Annotated in this window: 22 protein-coding genes; 16 read left to right on the top strand and 6 right to left on the bottom strand. The window is 68.4% G+C overall.

Going from position 1 to position 20,979, the window contains the following annotated elements; translation table 11 throughout:
• Positions 1-76 precede the first annotated feature (76 nt).
• A complete protein-coding gene (gene argS, locus ACLF6J_RS04060; RefSeq protein ID WP_134353525.1) occupies positions 77-1,741 on the top strand; it encodes an arginine--tRNA ligase in 1,665 nt (554 codons plus the stop codon).
• Between the two features lie 10 nt (positions 1,742-1,751).
• Positions 1,752-2,597, top strand: a complete 846-nt coding sequence (locus ACLF6J_RS04055; RefSeq protein WP_134353526.1) for a DUF2993 domain-containing protein — start codon at positions 1,752-1,754, stop codon at positions 2,595-2,597.
• Positions 2,598-2,608: 11 nt separating this feature from the next.
• On the opposite strand, the gene ACLF6J_RS04050 is transcribed toward ACLF6J_RS04055, so the two are convergent.
• The 4 genes from ACLF6J_RS04050 to ACLF6J_RS04035 all read right to left on the bottom strand — a co-directional run bounded on the left by ACLF6J_RS04050 (position 2,609) and on the right by ACLF6J_RS04035 (position 5,945).
• The gene (locus tag ACLF6J_RS04050; protein WP_134354000.1) at positions 2,609-3,358 is read right to left on the bottom strand and encodes an alpha/beta fold hydrolase; all 750 of its coding nucleotides are present in this window, start codon (positions 3,356-3,358) and stop codon (positions 2,609-2,611) included.
• The gene (locus ACLF6J_RS04045; RefSeq protein ID WP_134353527.1) at positions 3,358-3,942 is read right to left on the bottom strand and encodes a TetR/AcrR family transcriptional regulator; all 585 of its coding nucleotides are present in this window, start codon (positions 3,940-3,942) and stop codon (positions 3,358-3,360) included. Before ACLF6J_RS04045 ends, ACLF6J_RS04050 begins: the two co-directional genes overlap by 1 nt.
• The gene (locus tag ACLF6J_RS04040; RefSeq protein ID WP_134353528.1) at positions 3,920-4,822 is read right to left on the bottom strand and encodes an alpha/beta fold hydrolase; all 903 of its coding nucleotides are present in this window, start codon (positions 4,820-4,822) and stop codon (positions 3,920-3,922) included. The genes ACLF6J_RS04045 and ACLF6J_RS04040 overlap by 23 nt, the downstream gene beginning before the upstream one ends.
• Positions 4,823-4,898: 76 nt before the next feature.
• Positions 4,899-5,945, bottom strand: coding sequence for a YihY/virulence factor BrkB family protein (locus ACLF6J_RS04035; protein ID WP_134353529.1), 1,047 nt, complete (start codon positions 5,943-5,945; stop codon positions 4,899-4,901).
• Positions 5,946-6,094: 149 nt separating this feature from the next.
• Here ACLF6J_RS04035 and lysA point away from each other — a divergent pair, with 149 nt between their 5' ends.
• The 6 genes from lysA to ACLF6J_RS04005 all read left to right on the top strand — a co-directional run bounded on the left by lysA (position 6,095) and on the right by ACLF6J_RS04005 (position 13,427).
• Positions 6,095-7,513: a diaminopimelate decarboxylase gene (gene lysA, locus ACLF6J_RS04030; RefSeq protein ID WP_134353530.1), complete on the top strand. Its 1,419-nt coding sequence runs from the start codon at positions 6,095-6,097 to the stop codon at positions 7,511-7,513.
• Positions 7,514-7,534: 21 nt separating this feature from the next.
• The gene (locus ACLF6J_RS04025) at positions 7,535-8,839 is read left to right on the top strand and encodes a homoserine dehydrogenase (protein ID WP_134353531.1); all 1,305 of its coding nucleotides are present in this window, start codon (positions 7,535-7,537) and stop codon (positions 8,837-8,839) included.
• Between the two features lie 2 nt (positions 8,840-8,841).
• On the top strand, positions 8,842-9,804 hold the full coding sequence (thrB, locus tag ACLF6J_RS04020; RefSeq protein ID WP_372492640.1) for a homoserine kinase: 963 nt from the start codon (positions 8,842-8,844) through the stop codon (positions 9,802-9,804).
• A gap of 164 nt (positions 9,805-9,968) precedes the next feature.
• Positions 9,969-11,894, top strand: a complete 1,926-nt coding sequence (rho, locus tag ACLF6J_RS04015; protein ID WP_244093642.1) for a transcription termination factor Rho — start codon at positions 9,969-9,971, stop codon at positions 11,892-11,894.
• Positions 11,895-11,905: 11 nt separating this feature from the next.
• Positions 11,906-12,985 carry a peptide chain release factor 1 gene (prfA, locus tag ACLF6J_RS04010; protein WP_047520447.1) on the top strand — a complete coding sequence of 360 codons (1,080 nt, stop codon included), beginning with the start codon at positions 11,906-11,908 and terminating at the stop codon, positions 12,983-12,985.
• A gap of 34 nt (positions 12,986-13,019) precedes the next feature.
• Positions 13,020-13,427, top strand: coding sequence for a phage holin family protein (locus tag ACLF6J_RS04005; protein WP_047520449.1), 408 nt, complete (start codon positions 13,020-13,022; stop codon positions 13,425-13,427).
• Positions 13,428-13,449: 22 nt separating this feature from the next.
• On the opposite strand, the gene epsC is transcribed toward ACLF6J_RS04005, so the two are convergent.
• Complete coding sequence (gene epsC, locus ACLF6J_RS04000; protein WP_134353533.1) at positions 13,450-14,019, bottom strand: serine O-acetyltransferase EpsC; 570 nt, start codon at positions 14,017-14,019, stop codon at positions 13,450-13,452.
• Positions 14,020-14,027: 8 nt separating this feature from the next.
• Positions 14,028-14,966, bottom strand: coding sequence for a cysteine synthase A (gene cysK, locus ACLF6J_RS03995; RefSeq protein WP_047520456.1), 939 nt, complete (start codon positions 14,964-14,966; stop codon positions 14,028-14,030).
• A gap of 99 nt (positions 14,967-15,065) precedes the next feature.
• Between cysK and prmC the strand changes: the two genes are divergently transcribed.
• The 8 genes from prmC to ACLF6J_RS03955 all read left to right on the top strand — a co-directional run bounded on the left by prmC (position 15,066) and on the right by ACLF6J_RS03955 (position 20,974).
• On the top strand, positions 15,066-15,926 hold the full coding sequence (prmC, locus tag ACLF6J_RS03990; RefSeq protein ID WP_421076828.1) for a peptide chain release factor N(5)-glutamine methyltransferase: 861 nt from the start codon (positions 15,066-15,068) through the stop codon (positions 15,924-15,926).
• Positions 15,927-15,978: 52 nt separating this feature from the next.
• Positions 15,979-16,707: an L-threonylcarbamoyladenylate synthase gene (locus tag ACLF6J_RS03985; protein ID WP_047520460.1), complete on the top strand. Its 729-nt coding sequence runs from the start codon at positions 15,979-15,981 to the stop codon at positions 16,705-16,707.
• Positions 16,704-17,873, top strand: a complete 1,170-nt coding sequence (locus ACLF6J_RS03980) for an MraY family glycosyltransferase (RefSeq protein WP_047520461.1) — start codon at positions 16,704-16,706, stop codon at positions 17,871-17,873. Before ACLF6J_RS03985 ends, ACLF6J_RS03980 begins: the two co-directional genes overlap by 4 nt.
• A complete protein-coding gene (locus ACLF6J_RS03975; protein ID WP_047520463.1) occupies positions 17,873-18,391 on the top strand; it encodes a hypothetical protein in 519 nt (172 codons plus the stop codon). Before ACLF6J_RS03980 ends, ACLF6J_RS03975 begins: the two co-directional genes overlap by 1 nt.
• A 261-nt stretch (positions 18,392-18,652) precedes the next feature.
• Positions 18,653-19,321 (top strand): F0F1 ATP synthase subunit A, encoded by a 669-nt coding sequence (gene atpB / locus ACLF6J_RS03970; protein WP_244093644.1) that lies wholly within the window; start codon positions 18,653-18,655, stop codon positions 19,319-19,321.
• A 43-nt stretch (positions 19,322-19,364) separates the two neighbouring features.
• Positions 19,365-19,601: an ATP synthase F0 subunit C gene (atpE, locus tag ACLF6J_RS03965; protein WP_017830994.1), complete on the top strand. Its 237-nt coding sequence runs from the start codon at positions 19,365-19,367 to the stop codon at positions 19,599-19,601.
• 27 nt (positions 19,602-19,628) lie between these two features.
• Complete coding sequence (locus ACLF6J_RS03960; RefSeq protein WP_047520467.1) at positions 19,629-20,183, top strand: F0F1 ATP synthase subunit B; 555 nt, start codon at positions 19,629-19,631, stop codon at positions 20,181-20,183.
• Positions 20,183-20,974, top strand: coding sequence for a F0F1 ATP synthase subunit delta (locus ACLF6J_RS03955; RefSeq protein ID WP_131492143.1), 792 nt, complete (start codon positions 20,183-20,185; stop codon positions 20,972-20,974). The genes ACLF6J_RS03960 and ACLF6J_RS03955 overlap by 1 nt, the downstream gene beginning before the upstream one ends.
• Positions 20,975-20,979 lie beyond the last annotated feature (5 nt).

Genomic DNA, 20,979 nt, shown 5'->3' with positions numbered 1-20,979 from the left:
ACCGTGAGCGGATTGCGAATTCCGCACGTCCCGTGCCGTCGGATGCCGACGTGGTGCCCCGTAAACTGAGAAGGCTATGAACCCCGAATCGCTCGCCGCCGCCGTCCTCGCCGTCCTCGCACCCCTCGCCGAGGAACGACGCCCCGGCGAGCCTCTGGAACTCACCGCTGCCGACATCGTGCTGGAGCGTCCGCGCAACCGCGACCACGGCGACTGGGCGACGAACATCGCCATGCGCCTCGCCAAGCCCTTCGGCACGAACCCGCGGGAGCTCGCCCAGCAGATCGCCGACGGTCTCGGTGGGGTCGAGGGGATCGCGAGCGCTGAGGTCGCCGGTCCGGGCTTCATCAACATCCGGCTGGATGCGGCCGCAGCCGGTGCCCTGGCGAAGGTCATCGTCGACGCGGGCTCCGCCTACGGCACCAACACGTCGCAGGAAGGCGTCAGCGTCAACGTGGAGTTCGTGTCGGCGAACCCGACGGGGCCGTTGCACATCGCACACACGCGGTGGGCCGCTCTCGGCGACTCGATCGTCCGCCTCCTCCTCGCGAGCGGCGCGAACGCCGTCCGGGAGTACTACATCAACGATGCCGGCGCGCAGATGGACCGCTTCGCCCTTTCGGTTCTCGCTGCGGCGAAGGGCGAGCCCACCCCCGAGGGCGGCTATCCGGGGGAGTACATCACGACGCTCGCCGGTCGTGTTCTCGAAGCGCGTCCGGATCTGCTCCAGCTGCCCGACGACGAGCAGTCGGAGGTGGCGCTCGAGCTCGCCTACGAGTTCCAGCTCGCCGAGATCCGGTCCTCCCTCGGCCGCTTCAACGTGCCCTTCGACGTGTGGTTCTCCGAGCGCACGCTGCACGCGAAGGACGCGTCGGGGTCGAGCCTGATCGATCAGGCCGTCGACCGTCTGCGCGAGCAGGGCCACGTCTTCGACGAGGACGGTGCGGTCTGGGTGCGCACCACCGACTTCGGCGACGACAAGGACCGTGTCATCCGCCGTTCGAACGGCGAGTACACCTACTTCGCCGCCGATGCCGCGTACTACCTGAACAAGGGAGACCGCGGGTTCCAGAACAAGATCTACCTGCTCGGCGCCGACCACCACGGCTACGTGCACAGGCTCAAGGCCATCGCGGGTGCGGCGGGTGAGGATCCGGAGAAGAACGTCGAGGTGCTGATCGGACAGATGGTGTCGATCAACGGTGCCCGCCTCAGCAAGCGCGCCGGCAACATCATCGAGATGGACGACCTGCTCGACTGGCTCGGCACCGACGCGCTCCGTTACTCCTTGGAGCGCTCGCCGGCGGATTCCCCGCTCGACCTCGATCCCGAGCTGCTGCAGAAGCGCACCAACGACAACCCGGTCTTCTACGTGCAGTACGCCCATGCCCGCACCCACAACGTCGCCCGCAACGCCGCCGACTCCGGCGTCGACCGCTCCGAGTTCGCCCCGGAGACCCTCACGCACGAATCCGAGGCCGCCCTTCTCGGAGCTCTGCAGGAGTTCCCGCGCATCGTTGCGTTCGCCGCCCAGGTGCGTGAGCCCCACCGTGTCGCGCGGTACCTCGAGGAGCTCGCGGGGCTGTACCACCGCTGGTACGATAACTGCCGCGTCATCCCTCAGGGCGATGACCCGATCGAGACGGTCCACCGCACCCGCCTGTGGCTGAACGATGCCGCCGGTCAGGTGTTCCGCAACGGCCTCGACCTCCTCGGGGTCAGCGCACCCGAGCGCATGTGATGGTCGCGTCATGAGCGACGACAACCACACCCTCCCGTATCCGGAGGCCGGTGCCGAGCATCCGACGCTCGTGATCCCCGGTTCTTCGCCTGAGCAGTCACCCGAGGGAGCGACCCAGAGACGTCGCTGGCCCTGGGTGCTGCTGGTCGTGGTGATCGTTCTGGCAGCGCTCGTCGTCGCCGCCGAGTTCGTGGCGCGCGCCGTGCTGCCGGGCATCGTGCGGTCGATCGTCGTGGAGCAGCTCGATCTGCCCGCCGATCAGCAGCTCGATGTCGAGACGCAGGGCCTGGTGCTTCCGCAACTCATCGGCGGAAACCTGGAGTCCCTGCGTCTGTCGACCGATTCGGTCACCCTCGAAGGCATCACGGGTGCGGCGGAGGTCACGGCGACCGACGTCCCGCTGCGCGGCGGTGAGCTCGGCGGCGCCTCCGGGACGATCCGCATCGATCAGGGGCAGTTCACCTCCCTGCTCGCCGGCACAGACCTTCCCATCGAATCCGTCGAGCTCGAGGCTCCGAACGCCACCGTGAGCGGATCGATCACCGTGTTCGGCGCGTCCGTGCCGCTCTCCTTGACCGTCACCCCCGGAGTCGTCGACGGCGACCTCGAACTCACACCGGTGGCCGCCAGCATCGGCGGGCTCGACATCGACCTCGATCAGGTCGGTTCGACGCTCGGCTCGCTCGGTCAGGAGGTCACGAAACCGCAGCGGGTGTGCATCGCCGATCAACTCCCCGCCGGACTCACCCTCACCGGGCTCGAGATCGTCGATGGCGCGGCGGTGATCGACGTCGACGTCGACGGAGCGATCGTCACGGACACGTCGTTGCAGGACAAGGGCGTCTGCCCGCGCTGACGGGAGCATCGCTAGGGGCATTCGGCGGTGCCGGCGAGCCAGTCCTCGATCCGCTGTGCCAGCCAGGCCGGACGTTGCAGCGGTATTCCGTGGCCGCATCCGTCCACGACCTGGAGCGTGCTCTGTGGGAGGGCCGCGTCGAGTGCGGCGGCAGAACGCTTCATGAGTGCTTTCTCCGCGGCGCCGACCAGGATCAACGCGTCGCCGGGAAAGGCGCCCCACGCCGTGGGGGGAACGAACCGGAGATTCTCTTCGACCGAGCGCAGGAGGGTCTCTCGGGATATGCCTGCGGAGGTCCGGATGTACTCGGGGAGGAGTTCATCGGGGATGTACAGCTGACGCGCCTGCAGCTTCGCGAACCACCTCTGCCGCGCGAGCCCCGACAGGGCGCCGAGCACCGCGAGCGTCGCGGCGGTGCCTCGCATCGGCGTGGCCTGCGCGCTGATGACGACCACGCGATCCACGAGGTCGGGCCGTTCCGCGGCGAGTCGGACGGCCAGTTGCGCGCCGAGTGAGAACCCGACGACCGTCGCAGAACCTCCCTCCTCCTCGAGGAGCTGCGCGAGTGCGGCGGTGGTCTCTGCGTGCGACACATACGGATCGGCGGCGTTGCGGCCGTGGCCCGGGAGATCCGGAACGAGGAGGCGATGCTCCGCGGTGAGGTGGGAACGCAGCGGATCCCACATCCATCCGGCCACGCCCCCGCCGTGGAGGAGCAGCACCGGGCCGTCGTGGGCCGGAGCAGAGGATTCCCGTTGCATCATCGCTCCGTTTCGAAGGTCGCGGCCATCCGCCCGATGGTGTCGATCGTGTCCTCCAGCAGGGACCGGTCGACCGGACCGAGCAGACGCGCCGCAGAGAGGAGCCCGATCGTCGTGCTCGACAGGGCCAGGGCGAGCGAGCGGGGATCGACATCGGCGATGATGAGGCGACGATCCTGCAGTTCCCGGAACCACTCGACCACTCGGTGATGGCGTGTCCGGTAGCGGTCGTCGGTCGCCTCCATCACGTGGGAGCCGAGCACGCCCCGGTCATCCAGGAAGGCCGCGGTCATCAGCGGATCATCCAGCAGCGCTCGCGCAGTCGCCCGGCAGGCGTCGCCGAGACGAGGGTGGTCTCCCAGTTCGCGGCGGACGCGATCGGCCATGCGCGTGTTCCCTCGCATCAGCAGGGCATCGAGGACGTCGCGTTTGCCGGCGAACTCCAGATACACGGCGCCCTTGCCGATGCCTGCACGTGCGGCGACGGACGCGACACTCATGTGGTCGAAGCCCTGAGCGAGCACGAGCTCTTCTGCGGCATCGAGGATGCGTTCTCTCCGGTCAGGGACGCGCGGTCGCGGCATCGTCGCTCCTTCGCAGGTGTTCGATCATCGCGGGGATCACGAGATCGGGCCGGTCGCGCTGGACCCAGTGTCCGGCATCGGGGACCGTGAGCAGGGCTGCATCCGGCAGCAGCTCCGAGGCCTTCTCGATGCGTGCGAGCGGAACGCCGGAGTCCCGGGTCCCGTGCACGAACAGCGTCGGTGTGCGGATCGACGGCAGCCGCTCTGTGTAGACGGTGCGCAACCGATTCCACTGCACTTGGTCGCGCTGCCACTGACCGAAGGTCGCCAAGCCGGTTCCGTGCGCCGCTTCGACGGACACGGCGTCCACGAGTTCCGGCGTGCGCGCACGCGGATCGCGGACCAGGTCGCGCAGACCGCGCTCCATCGCCGAGGCGTTGCGCGCGTAGGAGCGGGTCATCGCAGCCAGCAGGCCCGAGCGCAGGAGGAGGAAGGAGGCCAGATGGGTCACCCGACCGAGCGGGCCGTCGGCGAGGCGGGGCATCACTCCGTAGCATCCGAGGAGGACAGCGGTGCGCGCGCCGGCGGGGCGGTCGAGCAGATGCCCGATCGTCATCCCGCCGCCGAGGGAGAGGCCGGCGATCGCGTAGTCGCTCAGCTCGAGTGCATCGACGAGTTCGCCGACGTGGCGGACGAGGTTCTCCTGCGTGAGGGTCCACGCGGCGCTCGGGCTCTGTCCGAAGCCGGGATGATCGGGGGCGAAGACGCGGTGTCCGGCGTCGGCGAGGGCGGGGCCGACCTCGCCCCAGGAGAGAGCGGCACTGTCGGCGCCTCCACCGTGCAACAGCAGCACGGGCCGCCCGGACTCCGTCGACGGCCGCCACTCCAGAGCGGAGACCGTGGCGTGGGGGAGGTCGATCCGCCGTCGTCGAGCGTCCATGGCTTCCTCTCGTTGTGACCAGTATAGGCGTATTGGTCACAACGGAGCCGTGGTGATGTCACGGGGTGCGGCGACGCTAGGACGACGTGTCCGCTGCTGCGGCCTCCTGCGCGGCCCGCAGCTCCGCCGTCGCGATCCGCACGTCGACCTCGGCCCGCTGCAGACGCCGCTGAGGGAAGGTGGTCGCGGCATAACGTGCGTGCACGCGGTCCGAAGCCTCTTCCTCGGCCGTGACGATGTACGCGCAGGCGAACAGCATCACCTGCGCGGAGAAGTTCAACCAGATGAGCAGCGCGAGCAGCGTCGCGAAGGAGGCGAGGAGCGGGTTGCTCGTCGCGCCGCCCACGAACAGGCCGGACAGCTCCTGCAGGACCAGGAGGCCGAAGGCGCCGAGCAGCGCGCCGGGCCACAGGGAGCGTGCGGCCGGACGCACCCCCGAGAGCACGCGGAAGACGCCGATGATGAGTGCCGTGTCGAGGGCGAACACGACCAGGAGTGAGAGCAGACGCACGCCCCACGTCACCGCAGGGGAATCGGACGGGAGGCCCAGGAGTTCGGCGATCCACGTCACGCCGAGCTGACCGACGAACGTGAGTCCTGCCGAGACGACGAACGCCAGACCGATGCCGAGCGCGAGAGCGAGATTGCGCAGGATGACCCAGATCCACAGGATGTCGTCCTGCAGGGTGCCGGCGAGGATCCGCACCGCTGTGCGCAATGAGCCGATGGCACCCAGCGCGGCACCCACGAGTGCGATCAGGGAGATGATGCCGGCGATGGAGAAGGATGCGGGTGCCCGGAGGGCGTCCGGATCGATCACCCCCTCCTCTCCGATCAGTCCCGGCACGGCCGCCTCGACGGCATCGATGATCGCCTGCAACGCTGCCGGATTCCCCGCGAGCCAGAGCGCGGCGATCGAGAAGCCGAGCAGTACGCCGGCGAAGACGCTGAACAACGCGCGGTAGGTGACGCTGTCGGCGAGCATCGGCCCGCGTCGCTCGCTGTACAGCAATGCCGCGCGCACCGGGCGCCGTGCCAGAGCCCACGCGATGAGCGGGCCCGTGATGCGCGCGACCAGTCCGGGGCGCGCGGGGGAGTCTGTCGGTGTTTCGGTGTTCGCCACGTCCCCACCCTAGGAGGCGTGAACTGCTCATCACAGGGGGCTTGACGTCGGGCGTCACTCTGACCAGGGTGGCGGGGTCGGTGCCCTAGAATCGGGACAACCTCGATGTGCGCCCGCTCGCCCGAGATCCTTCCCACGATTGGTGATCAGTGCTTCCCCCTGCCGATTCGCTCGCTCCGGAATGGCTCGTCGTCCCCGACGACGCGAACGATCTCGCCGACGGCGTCTGGCCTGAGTCCGCCGCGCGCGACGACGACGGCGCGCTCCTCATCGCCGGCGTCAGCGCCCCCTCGCTCACCCGTACCTACGGCTCGCCGCTGCTGGTCCTGGACGAGGATGAGGTGCGGGGTCGTGCTCGACGATTCCGTGTCGCGTTCGATCGTGCAGCGGCCGAGAACGGGACGACGGCGCAGGTCTACTACGCCGGCAAGGCGTTCCTGTGCACGACCGTGGCGCGCTGGGTGGTCGACGAGGGGCTCCGCATCGACGTCTGCACCGGAGGGGAGCTCGCGGTCGCGCTCGCTGCCGGTGTCGCCCCGGCGTCCCTCGGTTTCCACGGCAACAACAAGTCGGTCGCCGAGCTGGAGCGTGCCGTCGAAGTCGGAGTCGGCACGATCATCGTCGACAGCGCGATCGAGATCGAGCGGCTCGCGGCCATCACCGCCCGCACCGGCGCCACACAGCGCGTCCTGGTGCGTGTGATCAGCGGTGTGCACGCCGAGACCCACGACTTCCTCGCCACGGCCCACGAGGATCAGAAGTTCGGCTTTCCGCTGCCGGACGCCGAGCACGCCGTCTCCCGGATCCGGGAGATTCCCGGGCTGGTGTTCGCGGGCCTGCACTGTCACATCGGCTCACAGATCTTCGGCGTCGCAGGATTCCGCGAGTCGGCGTCGCGCGTGCTCGACCTGCATGCCACCCTGCTCCAGGACGGCCCGGTGCCGCAGCTCAACCTCGGCGGCGGCTTCGGCATCGCCTACACGCGCGTGGACGACCCGACGCCGATCGAGGACCTCGCCGGTGAGATCGTCGACGCGGTGGCGGAGGGGTGTGCCGCGCGCGGAATCCCGATGCCTGCCCTGTCGTTCGAGCCCGGCCGCGCGATCGTCGGTACCGCCGGCGTCACCATCTACGAGGTCGGCACCACCAAGGACGTGACGGTGGAGTCGGGTGCCGTGCGCCGCTACGTCAGCGTCGATGGCGGAATGAGCGACAACGCGCGCCCCGCTCTGTACGGCGCGCAGTTCTCTGCACGCCTTGCTTCGCGCGTCGGTGCGGGCGAGCCTCGCCTCAGCCGGGTCGTGGGCAAGCACTGCGAATCGGGCGACATCGTGGTCGATCACGAGTATCTGCCCGACGATCTCGTGCCCGGAGACCTCTTGGCGGTACCGGCGACCGGCGCGTACTGCGTGTCGCTGGCCAGCAACTACAACCACGTTCCGCGTCCGCCGGTCGTCGCCGTGCGCGAAGGGCGGTCGACGGTCATCGTCCGTGGCGAGACCCTCGACGATGTGCTGGCCCGTGACACGGGCATCGACGGGGCTCCGGCCGCCGATCGAGACAAATGACCCACCTCCGAAGGAGTAACCATGACTGACTACCGACGACTTCGTGTGGCACTGCTGGGTGCGGGAGCGGTCGGCTCCCAGGTCGCGGCGCTCCTGCTGCGCCACGGTGACGAGCTGGCCGACCGGGCGGGTGCCGAACTGGAGCTCGCCGGCATCGCGGTGCGCGATGTGAACGCGCCCCGCGACGTCGATCTCCCCGCGGAGCTCTTCACCACCGATGCGGAATCGCTGGTCCTGGGCGCGGACATCGTGATCGAACTCATCGGCGGCATCGAGCCGGCCCGCAGCACCATCCTGCAGGCGATCGGCGCCGGTGCGGACGTGGTCACGGCCAACAAGGCGCTGCTGGCGACCCACGGCCCCGAGCTGTTCGAAGCGGCCGACCGCGTCGGTGCCTCCGTGTACTACGAAGCCGCGGCCGCGGGTGCGATCCCGATCATCCGCCCCCTGCGCGACTCGCTGGCGGGCGACCGGGTGGTGCGCATCATGGGCATCGTGAACGGCACCACGAACTACATCCTCGATCGGATGGACAGCGAGGGCGCGGACTTCGCCGACGTGCTCGCCGACGCGCAGCGCCTCGGGTACGCCGAGGCCGACCCGACCGCCGATGTCGAGGGCTATGACGCCGCGCAGAAAGCCGCGATCCTCGCGAGCCTCGCGTTCCACACCGCGGTGCCGCTCGATGCCGTGTACCGCGAGGGGATCACGTCGATCACCCCGTCGATGATCGAGGAGGCGCGCGCAGCGGGCTTCGTGATCAAGCTGCTCGCCGTGTGCGAGCGGATCGAGGCGAACGGTGCCGAGTCGATCTCGGTGCGCGTGTACCCGGCGCTGGTCCCGAACTCCCACCCCCTCGCCTCGGTGCGCGGTGCCAACAACGCCGTGTTCGTCGAGGCGGAGGCCGCCGGATCCTTGATGTTCTACGGTGCGGGTGCCGGTGGCGTCCAGACCGCGTCCGCCGTGCTCGGAGACGTGGTCTCGGCGGCCCGTCGCCACATCGCCGGCGGCGTCGGCGTGGGCGAATCGACCCGCGCGAATCTTCCGGTCGTCCCGATCGGACACGTCACCACGCGCTACCAGATCACGCTCGAGGTCTCGGATGCGCCCGGAGTGCTCGCCACGGTCGCGGGCATCCTCAGCGACGGAGGAGTCTCCGTCGCGACCGTCGTGCAGACCGTCGAAGGCGAGGACGAGCCCACCGCACGGTTGATCATCGGAACCCACCGTGCGACGGAGCAGGCACTCAGCGCCACCGTCGACGCCCTCGCCGACAGCGCCGTCGTGGCACGGGTCGTGTCGGTGCTCCGCGTGGAAGGCGAGTGACGGTGGCGACAGCGCTGCCCCCGGTCGACGGGGTATCCGTCGAGGGGCGCACCGTCGAGGTGCGGGTCCCCGCGACCAGTGCGAACCTCGGTCCGGGATTCGACACGCTCGGCCTGGCCCTCAGCATCTACGACACGCTCCAGGTCACCGCGCTGCCGGCCGGTGAACTCGACATCGAGGTCACCGGTTCGGGTGCGGCCGAGATTCCGCGCGACGCCTCGAACCTCATCGTCCGGACGATCGCCTATGTCTTCGCGGACGCGGGCCGACCGGTGCCCGGACTGCGCATCGTCGCCGAGAACGGCGTGCCGCACGGCCGCGGTCTCGGATCCTCGGGGGCTGCCGTCGCCGCGGGGGTGCTCGCGGCGAAGGGGCTCCTCGCGGGCGACGTCGAGATCGGCGACACCGATCTGTTGCGCCTGGCCACCGAGATCGAGGGCCACCCCGACAACGTCGCCCCTGCGCTCTTCGGCGGATTGACGATCGCCTGGATGGGAGAGCACGGCCCGCAGCACAAGAAGCTGCTCGTGCACCGCGGTGTCTCGCCGCTCGTCCTCGTCCCGGCCTACACGATGTCCACCTCGCAGGCGCGATCGCTGCAGCCGCCCCATGTGTCCACAGCGGATGCGGTGTTCAACGTCTCCCGCTCGGCGCTGTTGATCGCCGCCCTCATGCAGAGCCCGGAACTGCTCCTCGATGCGACTGCCGATCGGCTCCATCAGGACTACCGGGCCGGGGCCATGCCGGAGACCCAGCGACTCGTGCAGGCGCTGCGCAAGGCGGGCTTCGCGGCGGTCGTCTCCGGTGCCGGGCCGAGCGTTCTCGTCCTCGCGGACGGACCGGGGAGTCGTCAAGACGCGGTGGAGCTGGCCGACCAGGTCACCGACACCCCGTGGGAGGCGCTCCTGCTCGCAGTCGACGTTCGTGGTGGTACAGTGGGGACTCGAGCGGAGGGCTCCACGTAACGACGTGAATCTGGCCCCATTGCAACTCTTGCAAGACCCGCACGCAAACCCTTGAGGCACAAGTGCCGAGGCTGGCTGGCGCTGAGCGCCGGCCCGTGCGATCGTGCGCAGCACCCGTTGTGCGCGTTCAACGCTCATTCCCCATGACATATAAGGGAGTACTCGTGGAGAACCTCTCCGAGACCCAGAACGATTCTTCGGCACCGGCCGCGGAAGCTGCTGCAGCGACCACCGAGACGGCGCCCGCGCGCAAGCGCGCACCGCGTCGTGCGAGCACCGCCACGACCGCGGAGAAGGCCGAGAAGGCCGAGAACGCGGAAAAGGTCGAGAGCGCCGAGAAGCCCGCGAAGCCGAAGACGACGAAGGCGAAGACGACGAAGGCGGCTGCCGCCACGACGAGCGAGCCCGCATCTGCGGAGGCGTCCGCCGAGTCGCCCGAGGCGGCGCCGAAGGCGAAGACACCGCGTCGGAGCCGCGCGAAGAAGGCGGATGCCGAGGCTCCCGCCGCGGATGCCGCTTCCTCGGACGCTCCGGCTGCAGACGCCGCCCCGGCCGAAGCCGCTGCGGAATCCGCACCGAAGTCGACGGGACGCGGTCGCCGCGGTGCGCAGAAGTCGACGCCCGACGCCGACGCCGCCGCGCCAGTGAAGGACACGGCAGCAGACGCCGCTCCCGCCGACGCGCCTCAGAACGGCGACTCCGGCTCCGACTCCGACAGTGGTGAGGAGCAGGGCGGGCGTGGTCGCAACCGCAACCGCAGCCGCAACCGAGGACGCGGGCAGAACAGCTCCGGGCAGGACCAGCAGGCTCAGCCGGCCGGGGATGACGAGCAGTCCGGCGGCAACAACCGCAATCGCCAGCGCAACAAGCGCCGTAACGGTGCTCCGACCGATGAGTTCGACACGGAGATCGGCGAGGACGACGTCCTGATCCCGATCGCCGGCATCCTCGACGTCCTCGACAACTACGCGTTCGTCCGCACGACCGGTTACCTCGCCGGTCCGAGCGACGTCTACGTTTCGCTCGGACAGGTCAAGAAGTACAACCTGCGCAAGGGTGACGCCGTCGTCGGCTCGATCAAGCAGCCGCGCGAAGGCGAGCAGCAGGGCCGTCAGAAGTACAACGCGCTGGTCAAGGTCGACTCCATCAACGGTCTGTCGATCGACGACGCGGCCACGCGTGTGGAGTTCGGCAAGCTCACTCCGCTCTACCCGCAGGAGCGCCTGCGTCTAGAGACGGCTCCCGAGAAGCTGACCCAGCGCATCATCGACCTGGTCGCCCCGGTCGGCAAGGGACAGCGCGGCCTCATCGTCGCTCCGCCCAAGGCCGGCAAGACGATCGTGCTGCAGCAGATCGCGAACGCGATCGCGCAGAACAACCCTGAGGTCCACCTCATGGTCGTGCTCGTCGACGAGCGCCCCGAAGAGGTCACCGACATGGAGCGCTCGGTCAAGGGCGAGGTCATCGCCTCCACGTTCGACCGCCCGGCCGAAGACCACACCACCGTGGCGGAGCTCGCGATCGAGCGTGCGAAGCGTCTGGTCGAGCTCGGTCGCGACGTCGTCGTGCTGCTCGACTCGATCACGCGCCTCGGCCGTGCCTACAACCTGGCGGCTCCGGCCTCGGGTCGTGTGCTCACCGGTGGTGTCGACGCCTCCGCGCTCTACCCGCCCAAGCGCTTCTTCGGAGCCGCGCGCAACATCGAGAACGGTGGATCCCTCACGATCCTCGCCACCGCCCTGGTCGAGACCGGGTCGAAGATGGACGAGGTCATCTTCGAGGAGTTCAAGGGCACCGGCAACAGCGAGCTGCGCCTGTCGCGTGCGCTCGCGGACAAGCGCATCTTCCCGGCGGTCGACGTGAACGCGTCGAGCACCCGCCGCGAGGAGATGCTGCTGTCGGCCGACGAGGTCAAGATCACGTGGAAGCTGCGTCGCGCCCTCGCCGGCCTCGACCAGCAGCAGGCCCTCGAGGTCGTCCTCGGCAAGCTCAAGGAGACCAACTCGAACGTCGAGTTCCTCGTGCAGATGCAGAAGTCGATCCCCACGCTCCCTTCGGGCGCGCACGGGCACGACAACAACATCCGCTGAGCGGCTGAGCCGTGTTCGAGTCCGTCCAGACTCTGATCGACGAGCATCGCCGGGTGCAGGAGGAGCTCTCCGACCCGGCGGTGCACGCAGACGCCGCCCGCGCGAAGCGCGTCAACCGTCGCTATGCCGAGTTGTCGCGCATCGTCGCCGCCTACGAGGCATGGGTCGCTGCGACCGATGATCTGGAGACGGCTCGCGAGTTCGCCCGGGAAGACGAGTCCATCGCGGCGGAGATCCCCGCGATGGAGGAGGAGCTGCAGGAGTCCCAGGAACGTCTGCGTCGTCTGCTCATCCCGCGTGACCCGGACGATGCGCGTGACGTGATCATGGAGATCAAGGCCGGTGAGGGGGGTGCGGAGTCCGCACTGTTCGCAGCCGACCTGCTGCGCATGTACATCCAGTACGCCGCCTCCAAGGGCTGGAAGACGGAGCTCCTGGAGCGCAACGAGTCCGACCTGGGCGGCTACAAGGACGTGCAGGTCGCGATCAAGGGCTCCTCGTCCGACCCCGCGCAGGGCGTCTGGGCGCATCTCAAGTACGAGGGGGGCGTGCATCGCGTGCAGCGTGTGCCGGCCACCGAGTCGCAGGGACGCATCCACACCTCCACGACGGGTGTGCTGGTCTTCCCCGAGGTGGACGAGCCGGAGGAGATCCACATCGATCAGAACGATCTCAAGATCGATGTCTTCCGCTCGTCCGGCCCCGGCGGGCAGTCGGTGAACACGACGGATTCCGCCGTGCGCATCACCCACGTCCCCACGGGCATCGTCGTGTCGATGCAGAACGAGAAGTCGCAGTTGCAGAACCGCGAGGCCGGAATGCGCGTGCTTCGCGCCCGATTGCTCGCGAGGCAGCAGGAGGAGCTCGACGCGGCGGCGTCCGACGCGCGCCGTTCGCAGATCCGCGGGATGGACCGCTCCGAGCGCATCCGCACGTACAACTTCCCGGAGAATCGGATCGCGGACCACCGCACCGGCTTCAAGGCCTACAACCTCGACCAGGTGATGGACGGCGCGCTGGACCCGCTGATCGAGAGCGCGATCACCGCGGATGAGGAAGCGCGGCTCGCCGCACTCGGCGCCGAATCCTGAGGCGCGAAACCACGCTGAGCGCTAGGATCGGGCCGTGATCACACTCCTGTTCCGCGGTCTGATGTACGTGATATCGGCCGGCCTCGGCCTGATCGTCGCCGACCTCGCTCTCGAAGGGTTCCAGATCGAATGGGACAAGTGGTGGGGCTTCGTCATCTGCATCCTGATCTTCGCGATCCTGCAGAGCGTCCTGGCACCGTGGGTCGGCAAGATGGCGAATCGCTACGCGCCCGTGCTCATGGGCGGCATCGGCATCTTCTCGACCCTGATCTCGCTGATCATCGTGGTACTGCTTCCCATCGGCGGACTCCGCATCACCGATCTCACCGGCTGGCTTCTCGGATCGGTGATCGTGTGGTTGATCACCGCGCTGGGCAGCGTCCTGCTGCCGCTGATCTTCCTGCGCAAGAAGGTCGAGTCCGTCAAGGACGCACGACGCTGAGTCGTGCAGCGACGCCCGACGCTCAGATCGCGTAGTCCGGAGCGGTGAGCAGCGCGCGGGTGTCCTCACCGGCGCTGCGCTGTCGTGGTTTCGCGGGAACGCCGACCAACACGCTGTCGGCGGGCGCATCGCGCGTGACCACGGCGTTCGCGCCGACCACGGAGCCGGCCCCGATCGTCACGGGGCCGAGGATCTTCGCGCCGGCGCCCACGGCCACGCCGTCCTCGAGGGTCGGATGGCGTTTCCCTGCGGTGCGAGTGCGTCCGCCGAGGGTGACGCCGTGATACAGCATCACGTCGTCACCGATCTCGCTGGTCTCGCCGATGACCACGCCCATGCCGTGGTCGATGAAGAAGCGGCGCCCGATCTTCGCGCCCGGGTGGATCTCTATCCCGGTCATCCAGCGTGACAGCTGCGATCCGGCGCGCGCGAGCAGTCGGAGTCGCCGTCGCCAGAGCGCGTGCGAGACGCGGTGCGCCCAGATCGCGTGGAGTCCCGGGTACAGGAGTGCCACCTCGACGGCGCTGCGTGCGGCCGGATCACGGAGACGGGCTGCCGCGATGTCTTCGCGCATTCGCCCGATGATGCCCATCGGAGATCTCAGTCTTCGCGCAGGTCCTCGAACAGCGCGGTGGAGAGGTAGCGCTCACCGGTGTCCGGGATCACCACGACGATCGTCTTGCCCGCGTTCTCGGCGCGGGCCGCCACCTTCAGCGCCGCGGACACGGCGGCCCCGGAGGACATACCCACGAGCAGACCCTCCGTGGCGGCGAGATCACGGGCGACGCGGAGGGACTCGTCGAATTCGGCGGTGATGATCTCGTCGATCACGTCGCGGTCGAGCACGTCCGGGACGAAGTTCGGACCGATGCCCTGGATCTTGTGCGGGCCGGGGTGTCCTTCGCTGAGGACGGGGGAGTCCTTGGGCTCGACGGCGATGACCTGCACACCGGGCTTCGCGGCCTTGAGGGCCTGGCCGGTGCCGGTGACGGTTCCGCCGGTTCCGACCCCGGCGACGAAGATGTCGATCGCGCCGTCGGTGTCGCGGAGGATCTCCTGCGCCGTGGTCTCGCGGTGGATCTGCGGGTTGGCCGGGTTCTCGAACTGACGGATCCAGATAGCGCCCGGCGTCTCGGCCACGATGCGCTTCGTCTCTTCGATCGCACCGCTCATGCCCTTGGTGGGGTCCGTGAGCACGATCTCGGCGCCGAACGCCTTGAGCAGGACCCGGCGCTCCTTCGACATGGAGGCCGGCATCGTGAGGATGACGCGGTATCCGCGTGCTGCTCCGACCATCGCGAGGGCGATGCCCGTGTTGCCACTGGTCGACTCGACGATCGTGCCACCCGGCTTCAGCTCGCCCGAGGCTTCGGCGGCGTTGATCATCGCGATGCCGATGCGGTCCTTCACGCTGGACGCGGGGTTGTAGTATTCGAGCTTGGCGAGCACGGTGGCTCCCAGGCCTTCGGTCACGCGGTTCAGACGAACGAGCGGCGTGTTGCCGAACGCGGTCGTGATGTCGGAGTGGATGCCGGGCATGAGGAGCCTTCCTGTGCGGGATCGCTGCCGGACCAGCCTAGGGGAGAGGGGAGTGGTCGGCGCCTATGTGACAGGCGCGTGCACTCTACGCTGGAAGGCATGTCCGACACCTCTCTGGCGGCGCACGTCCGTGCCGCAGCCCAGCGCCTGACCGACGCCGGCGTCCCGGATCCTCTGGTCGACGCCGAACTGCTCGCGGGTCATGTCCTCGGCCGTCGACGTGGCGAGGTGCAGGCCGGCATCGTCCGCGGAGACGGCCTCGACGAGGAGCGGGCGGCGGCGCTGGATGCTCTGGTGACCCGCCGCGCCGCACGCGAGCCGTTGCAGCACATCACGGGCTCGGCGCCCTTCCGCCACCTCGAACTGGCCGTCGGCCCCGGTGTCTTCGTGCCGCGTCCGGAGACGGAGACCGTCGTGCAGTACGCGATCGATGCGCTGCTGAACTCCCCGGAGTCGGCACCGATCGGCGTCGACCTCGGGACCGGGAGCGGCGCGATCGCGCTGGCGATGGCGACCGAGGTGTCGCATGCGCGGATCTTCGCTGCGGAGCTCTCCGAGGATGCGCACGAGTGGGCACGGCGCAACGTCGCGGGGGTCGAGAATCTGACGCTCGTGCTCTCCGATCTGAGAGAGGCCTTCCCCGAGTTGGACGGCACGGCGACGGTCGTGATCTCGAATCCGCCATACGTTCCCGATGAGGCGATCCCGCGCGACCCCGAGGTGCGGCTCTTCGATCCCGCGCTGGCGCTCTACGGGGGACAGGACGGCCTCGATGTGGTGCGGGCGCTCAGCTCCCGCGCGCTGCGTCTGCTGCATCCCGGGGGACTTCTGGTCATCGAGCACGGAGAGCTGCAGGGGGAGTCGATCCGCGACATCCTGGCTGCGGACGGATGGCGAGCGACGGCGACGCATCGCGATCTCACCCTGCGCGACCGCACCACCACGGCGCTCAGGCCCTGATCAGCAGCCTCCGAGCATCCGACATAGCCGCGACGCATAGAATCGAACCGTCATGTCCACCATCTTCGACTGCCGCGACGAATCGCAGCTGCTCGCCGGCATGCGCCATGCGCGCCAGGCGATCGGCCGTGGCGACCTCATCGTGATGCCCACCGATACCGTCTACGGCGTCGCTGCCGACGCCTTCTCGCCGGCCGCCGTGCAGCGGCTCCTCGATGCGAAGGGGAGGGGTCGCGATCAGCCGCCGCCCGTTCTCATCGGCACGAAGGAGACGCTCGCCGCCCTCGCCGAGTCCGTGCCGGAACCGGTCGAGCGGCTGGTGGAGGCGTTCTGGCCCGGTGGGCTCACGATCGTGCTCCCCGCACAGCCCTCGCTGGTGTGGGACCTCGGCGAGACCCAGGGGACCGTCGCCGTCCGCATGCCGGAAGGCCGCGTGGCGTTGGAGCTCCTGGCCGAGACCGGACCGCTCGCGGTGTCCAGCGCGAACCTCACCGGACGGGCGGCGGCGATCTCGGCGCTCGATGCGGAGAAGATGCTGGGTGACAGTGTCGCCGTGTACCTCGCCGATGGACTGAGCAAGGACGGCATCGCCTCCACGATCGTCGATGCCACCTCCCTTGTGCGCCGGGGTGGGGATGCAGATGCCGGAACGGTGCGCATCCTCCGCGACGGTGCGGTGACGCGTGAACAGCTGCACGACGTGCTGGGTGACCTCCTCGAGCCGGAGGAGCAGCACGAGGGGCACGAGCACGCGGAGGAGCAGCAGGACGCGGATTCGTGAAGCAGTATCTCGCCACGGTCATCCTCACGGCAGCGATCACCTTCGCGCTGACCTGGGCGGTCTGGCGACTGAGCCTTCGCTTCAAGCTGTATCCCGGCATCCGTGAGCGTGATGTGCACACCACGCCCACGCCGCGACTCGGCGGTGTGGCGATCTTCCTCGGCATCGCGGCCGCTTTCGGGTTCTCCGCCATCAACCCGTTCTTCCAGAGCATCTGGATCCCGCCGCAGACGATGTGGTCGATCCTCGGCGCTTCGCTGCTGATCGCGATCATCGGGGTCGTGGACGACCTCTGGGACATCGACTGGATGATCAAGCTCGGTGCGCAGTTCCTGGCCGCCGGCCTCATCACGGTCGGCGGGGGGCTGCAGATCCTGTCCCTGCCCTTCGGCGATCTCATCGTGGTCTCGAGCTGGTTGAGCATCACGATCACGATGTTCGCGATCGTCATCGTCATGAACGCGGTGAACTTCATCGATGGGCTCGACGGTCTCGTCGCGGGCGTGTGCCTCATCTCCAACGGTGTCTTCTTCGCCTACTCGTACATCTTCACGCGTGACTCCGGCGCCTCCAGCTACTTCAATCTGTCGACCTTCCTCGCCGCCGTGCTGATCGGTGCCTGCCTGGGCTTCCTCCCGCTGAACTGGAGCCCGGCGAAGCTCTTCATGGGCGACTCCGGCGCTCTGGTGATCGGGCTGCTGATGGCGACCTCGGCGATCGCCATCACCGGGCAGATGGACCCGTCCGCCTTGGACCCCGAGCGTCTCGGACGTTCGCAGCTCGTCGGTGCCTTCCTGCCGATCCTGCTGCCCCTGCTCGTCGTCCTGCTGCCGCTGCTCGACTTCGGGCTCGCGGTGCTCCGTCGCATGAGTGCGGGGCGTTCGCCGTTCTCGCCCGATCGCAAGCACCTGCATCACCGGATGCTCGACCTCGGGCACCGGGACCGCGACGCAGTCCTCATCTTCTACGCGTGGACGGCCGTCATCTCGATCGCCGTCCTCCTGATGTACGTCGGTGCGCGGGAGGACTGGCCGGGACAGTACCTCCCGGGCGTCGGCTTCGGCATCGTGGGCATCGCCGCCTGCCTCGTCGTCACCCTGAGCCCCACCCGCCGCAGGAAGAACCCCGCGGCCGCCGAAACCGACCCGACACCCGTGGAGTCCTGATGAGCCCGAGCCCCGTTTCCAGCACGCCGATCCTCCGGCGCACACTCATCGCATCGGGCGTGGCCACCGCCGTGCTCGCGATCATCGCCGGTGGCGTCGGCTACCTCGTGGCCCAGGGGGAGGGGCTGGTCAGCGGACTGCTGGGCGTGCTGCTCGCGGCGCTCTTCCTGGCCATCACCGGGATCAGCATCCTCATCGCCAACCGCTGGTACGGCGATCCGATCTACGTCCAGCTGTTCTTCGCCATCGTCCTCGGGGGGTGGCTGCTGAAGCTGGGTCTGTTCGTGGTGGCGATGATCCTGCTCGCGGGGCAGCCGTGGCTGCACCCGATGGTCTTCTTCCTCTCGATCGTCGCCGGCGTGCTGATGTCGCTCGCGATCGACGTCATCGTCCTCACCCGCATGCGGCTGCCGAACGTAAGCGATATATCGCTTCCGACGGAGGTGCCGGAGGACCGCGCCCCCGGAAGGGCGAACGACATCGGAGAAGGGCCCGTCGACGAGGCCCCGCGGTCTTAGGGTCCCCTCAGATTCTGATACTGTTGAACCGTGCCCGCCGCTCGCCCGCGAGCGCTTGCGCTGTGTAGCACACCGACCATCGTCGCCCCGGTTTAGACCGGTGCCCCGAAGCTGGAGCCCGCGCTGTTTAATCTTGCTGCGACCCTGACCCCCCGACTTGCCTCCGACGGTGAGTTCCACGGCCCTTCGATCGACGATTTCTTCCCGGAGATCCTCTTCCACGTCGGCCCCGTCCCCGTCAACCGGATCCACCTGGTCCAGTTGCTCGCGGTGATCGCCGTGGTGCTGATCCTCTGGCTCGGAACCCGCCGCATGAAGGTCGTCCCCGGACGCTTCCAGAGCCTGGTGGAGATGGGGCTCGGCTTCGTCCGCACCAACGTCGCCCACGACATGCTCGGGCGCAAGGACGGCGATCGGTTCCTGCCGATCCTCACCACGATCTTCTTCATGGTGCTGTTCATGAACATCACGGGAATCATCCCGTTCCTGAACATGCCGGGCACCGCGATCATCGCGGTTCCGCTCACGCTCGCGGTGGTCAGCTATGTGACCTTCATCTACGCCGGCATCAAGCGCCACGGCTTCAAGTTCTTCAAGAACTCCCTGTTCCCGCAGGGTGTGCCGGTCGCCGCCATGCCGATCGTCGCGGTCATCGAACTCATCTCGACGTTCATCCTCCGCCCCGTCACGCTGACGCTGCGTCTTCTCATGAACCTCGTCGTGGGGCACATGATCCTGGTCCTCGCGTTCTCCGCGACCCAGTTCTTCTTCTTCACCGCAGGCGGCGGCTGGGCCGCGCTCGGTGTCGGAACCCTCGCCTTCGGCGGCGCCTTCACTCTCTTCGAGATTCTGGTCGCCGTCCTCCAGGCATACGTCTTCACCGTCCTCACCGCGGTCTACATCCAGCTCGCGGTCGCAGAAGAGCACTGAGCGGGCAGGCATCAGCCTTCCCACCCAACGAAAGGAAAAACCCGTGGACGCTACTACGGTTCTCGCTGAAATCAACGGTCACCTCGGAGCGGTCGGCTACGGCCTCGCAGCCATCGGCCCGGCCATCGGCGTCGGCATCGTCGTCGGCAAGACCATCGAGGGTGTCGCCCGTCAGCCCGAGCTGGCCGGTCGTCTCCAGGTCCTCATGTGGATCGGTATCGCCTTCACCGAGGCGCTTGCGTTCGTCGGCATCGCCGTCGCATTCATCCCCTTCCCGTAATCCTCACCGACTTCTGAAGGAGACAGGATGCTGAACGCTCTTGTCACGAACCTCGCAGCAGAGGGTGAGCCGAACAACCCTCTCATCCCTGCGTGGTACGACATCATCTGGTCGGGCCTCTGGTTCATCGTCATCCTCTTCGTCGTCTGGAAGTTCGCGCTTCCGCGTCTGACGGCGATGCTCGACAAGCGGTCCGCCGCGATCGAGGGAAACATCGCGAAGGCCGACGAGGCTCAGAAGCAGGCTGAAGCTGCGCTCGAGGAGTACACGCGTCAGCTCGCTGAGGCGCGCACCGAGGCCGGCGAGATCCGTGAGGCCGCCCGTGAGGACGGCAAGAAGATCGTCGCCGAGGCGAAGGAAGCTGCGGCTTCCGAGGCCGCTCGCATCACCGCCACCGCGCACACGCAGATCGAGGCCGAGCGGCAGACCGCTCTCGTCTCGCTTCGCAGCGAGGTCGGAACGCTCGCCATCGACCTCGCCGGTGGCGTGGTCGGTGAGACGCTCTCCGACGATGCACGTGCGACGGCCGTCGTCGACCGCTTCCTCGCCGAGCTCGAGTCATCCGAGAAGGCGGCTCAGTAATGGGCAGCGCGACCACTCAGGCACTCGCGGCATCCATCAAGACGCTTGCCGCAGCGAAGGACCTCTCTCTCGACACCGCACGGGAGCTGCTGGCTGCCGCGCGTGCCGTGAGCGAGTCGTCCCAGCTGAGCGGCGCGCTTGCTGACCCTTCCGCTCCCGCCGTGGCACGACAGAACGTCGTCACCGCGGTGTTCGGCGGGTTCTCCGCAGGTGCTCAGGACGTTCTGAAGACCGTCGTCGCTGAGCGCTGGTCGAACGCGGGTGAGCTCGTCGACGGTATCGAGGAGCTCGCGATCCGCGCGGCAGCGATCGCGGAGCCGGGCGTCGACATCGAGGGGGAGCTGTTCGGCTTCTCCCGGGTGATCGCCGCCAACCCCGAGCTCGAGCTCGCTCTGGGCAGCCGCGTCGGCGGAGAAGATGCCAAGAGCGCGCTCATCGAGCGCCTCCTGGCCGAGGGCTCCACGAGCGCCGCCTCGACGCTGATCATCACCTCGTTCGTGCGCGAGCCGCGCGGACGCCGGATCCGGCGACTGCTGAACCGGGCGATGAGCATCGTCTCGAGTCAGCGCGGTCGCGTGGTCGCCACGGTGCACACCGCGGCACCTCTCAGCGACGCGCAGCGCACCCGACTCAGCGACTCGCTCTCGCGTCGCTATGACGGTCAGGTCTCGCTCAACGTCGTCATCGACCCTGCCGTCGTCGGAGGTCTGCGTGTGCAGATCGCCGATGACGTCATCGACGGCAGCATCTCCGCACGACTCGCCGACCTTCGCCAGAAGCTCGCGGGCTAACACGA

This window comes from Microbacterium sp. IO18 (assembly GCF_049099505.1).
Taxonomy (GTDB): Bacteria; Actinomycetota; Actinomycetes; order Actinomycetales; family Microbacteriaceae; genus Microbacterium; species Microbacterium aurugineum.
Note: the sequence above shows the minus strand (reverse complement) of the source record. Positions and strands in the feature narration are given on the sequence as shown.

Excerpts from the sequence above, each read along its gene's own strand:
- argS (WP_134353525.1), top strand. The coding sequence starts at position 77 with ATGAACCCCGAATCGCTCGCCGCCGCCGTCCTCGCCGTCCTCGCACCC.
- ACLF6J_RS04055 (WP_134353526.1), top strand. The coding sequence starts at position 1,752 with ATGAGCGACGACAACCACACCCTCCCGTATCCGGAGGCCGGTGCCGAG.
- ACLF6J_RS04050 (WP_134354000.1), bottom strand. The coding sequence starts at position 3,358 with ATGCAACGGGAATCCTCTGCTCCGGCCCACGACGGCCCGGTGCTGCTC.
- ACLF6J_RS04045 (WP_134353527.1), bottom strand. The coding sequence starts at position 3,942 with ATGCCGCGACCGCGCGTCCCTGACCGGAGAGAACGCATCCTCGATGCC.
- ACLF6J_RS04040 (WP_134353528.1), bottom strand. The coding sequence starts at position 4,822 with ATGGACGCTCGACGACGGCGGATCGACCTCCCCCACGCCACGGTCTCC.
- ACLF6J_RS04025 (WP_134353531.1), top strand. The coding sequence starts at position 7,535 with ATGACTGACTACCGACGACTTCGTGTGGCACTGCTGGGTGCGGGAGCG.
- epsC (WP_134353533.1), bottom strand. The coding sequence starts at position 14,019 with ATGGGCATCATCGGGCGAATGCGCGAAGACATCGCGGCAGCCCGTCTC.
- cysK (WP_047520456.1), bottom strand. The coding sequence starts at position 14,966 with ATGCCCGGCATCCACTCCGACATCACGACCGCGTTCGGCAACACGCCG.
- prmC (WP_421076828.1), top strand. The coding sequence starts at position 15,066 with ATGTCCGACACCTCTCTGGCGGCGCACGTCCGTGCCGCAGCCCAGCGC.
- ACLF6J_RS03985 (WP_047520460.1), top strand. The coding sequence starts at position 15,979 with ATGTCCACCATCTTCGACTGCCGCGACGAATCGCAGCTGCTCGCCGGC.
- ACLF6J_RS03975 (WP_047520463.1), top strand. The coding sequence starts at position 17,873 with ATGAGCCCGAGCCCCGTTTCCAGCACGCCGATCCTCCGGCGCACACTC.
- ACLF6J_RS03960 (WP_047520467.1), top strand. The coding sequence starts at position 19,629 with ATGCTGAACGCTCTTGTCACGAACCTCGCAGCAGAGGGTGAGCCGAAC.
- ACLF6J_RS03955 (WP_131492143.1), top strand. The coding sequence starts at position 20,183 with ATGGGCAGCGCGACCACTCAGGCACTCGCGGCATCCATCAAGACGCTT.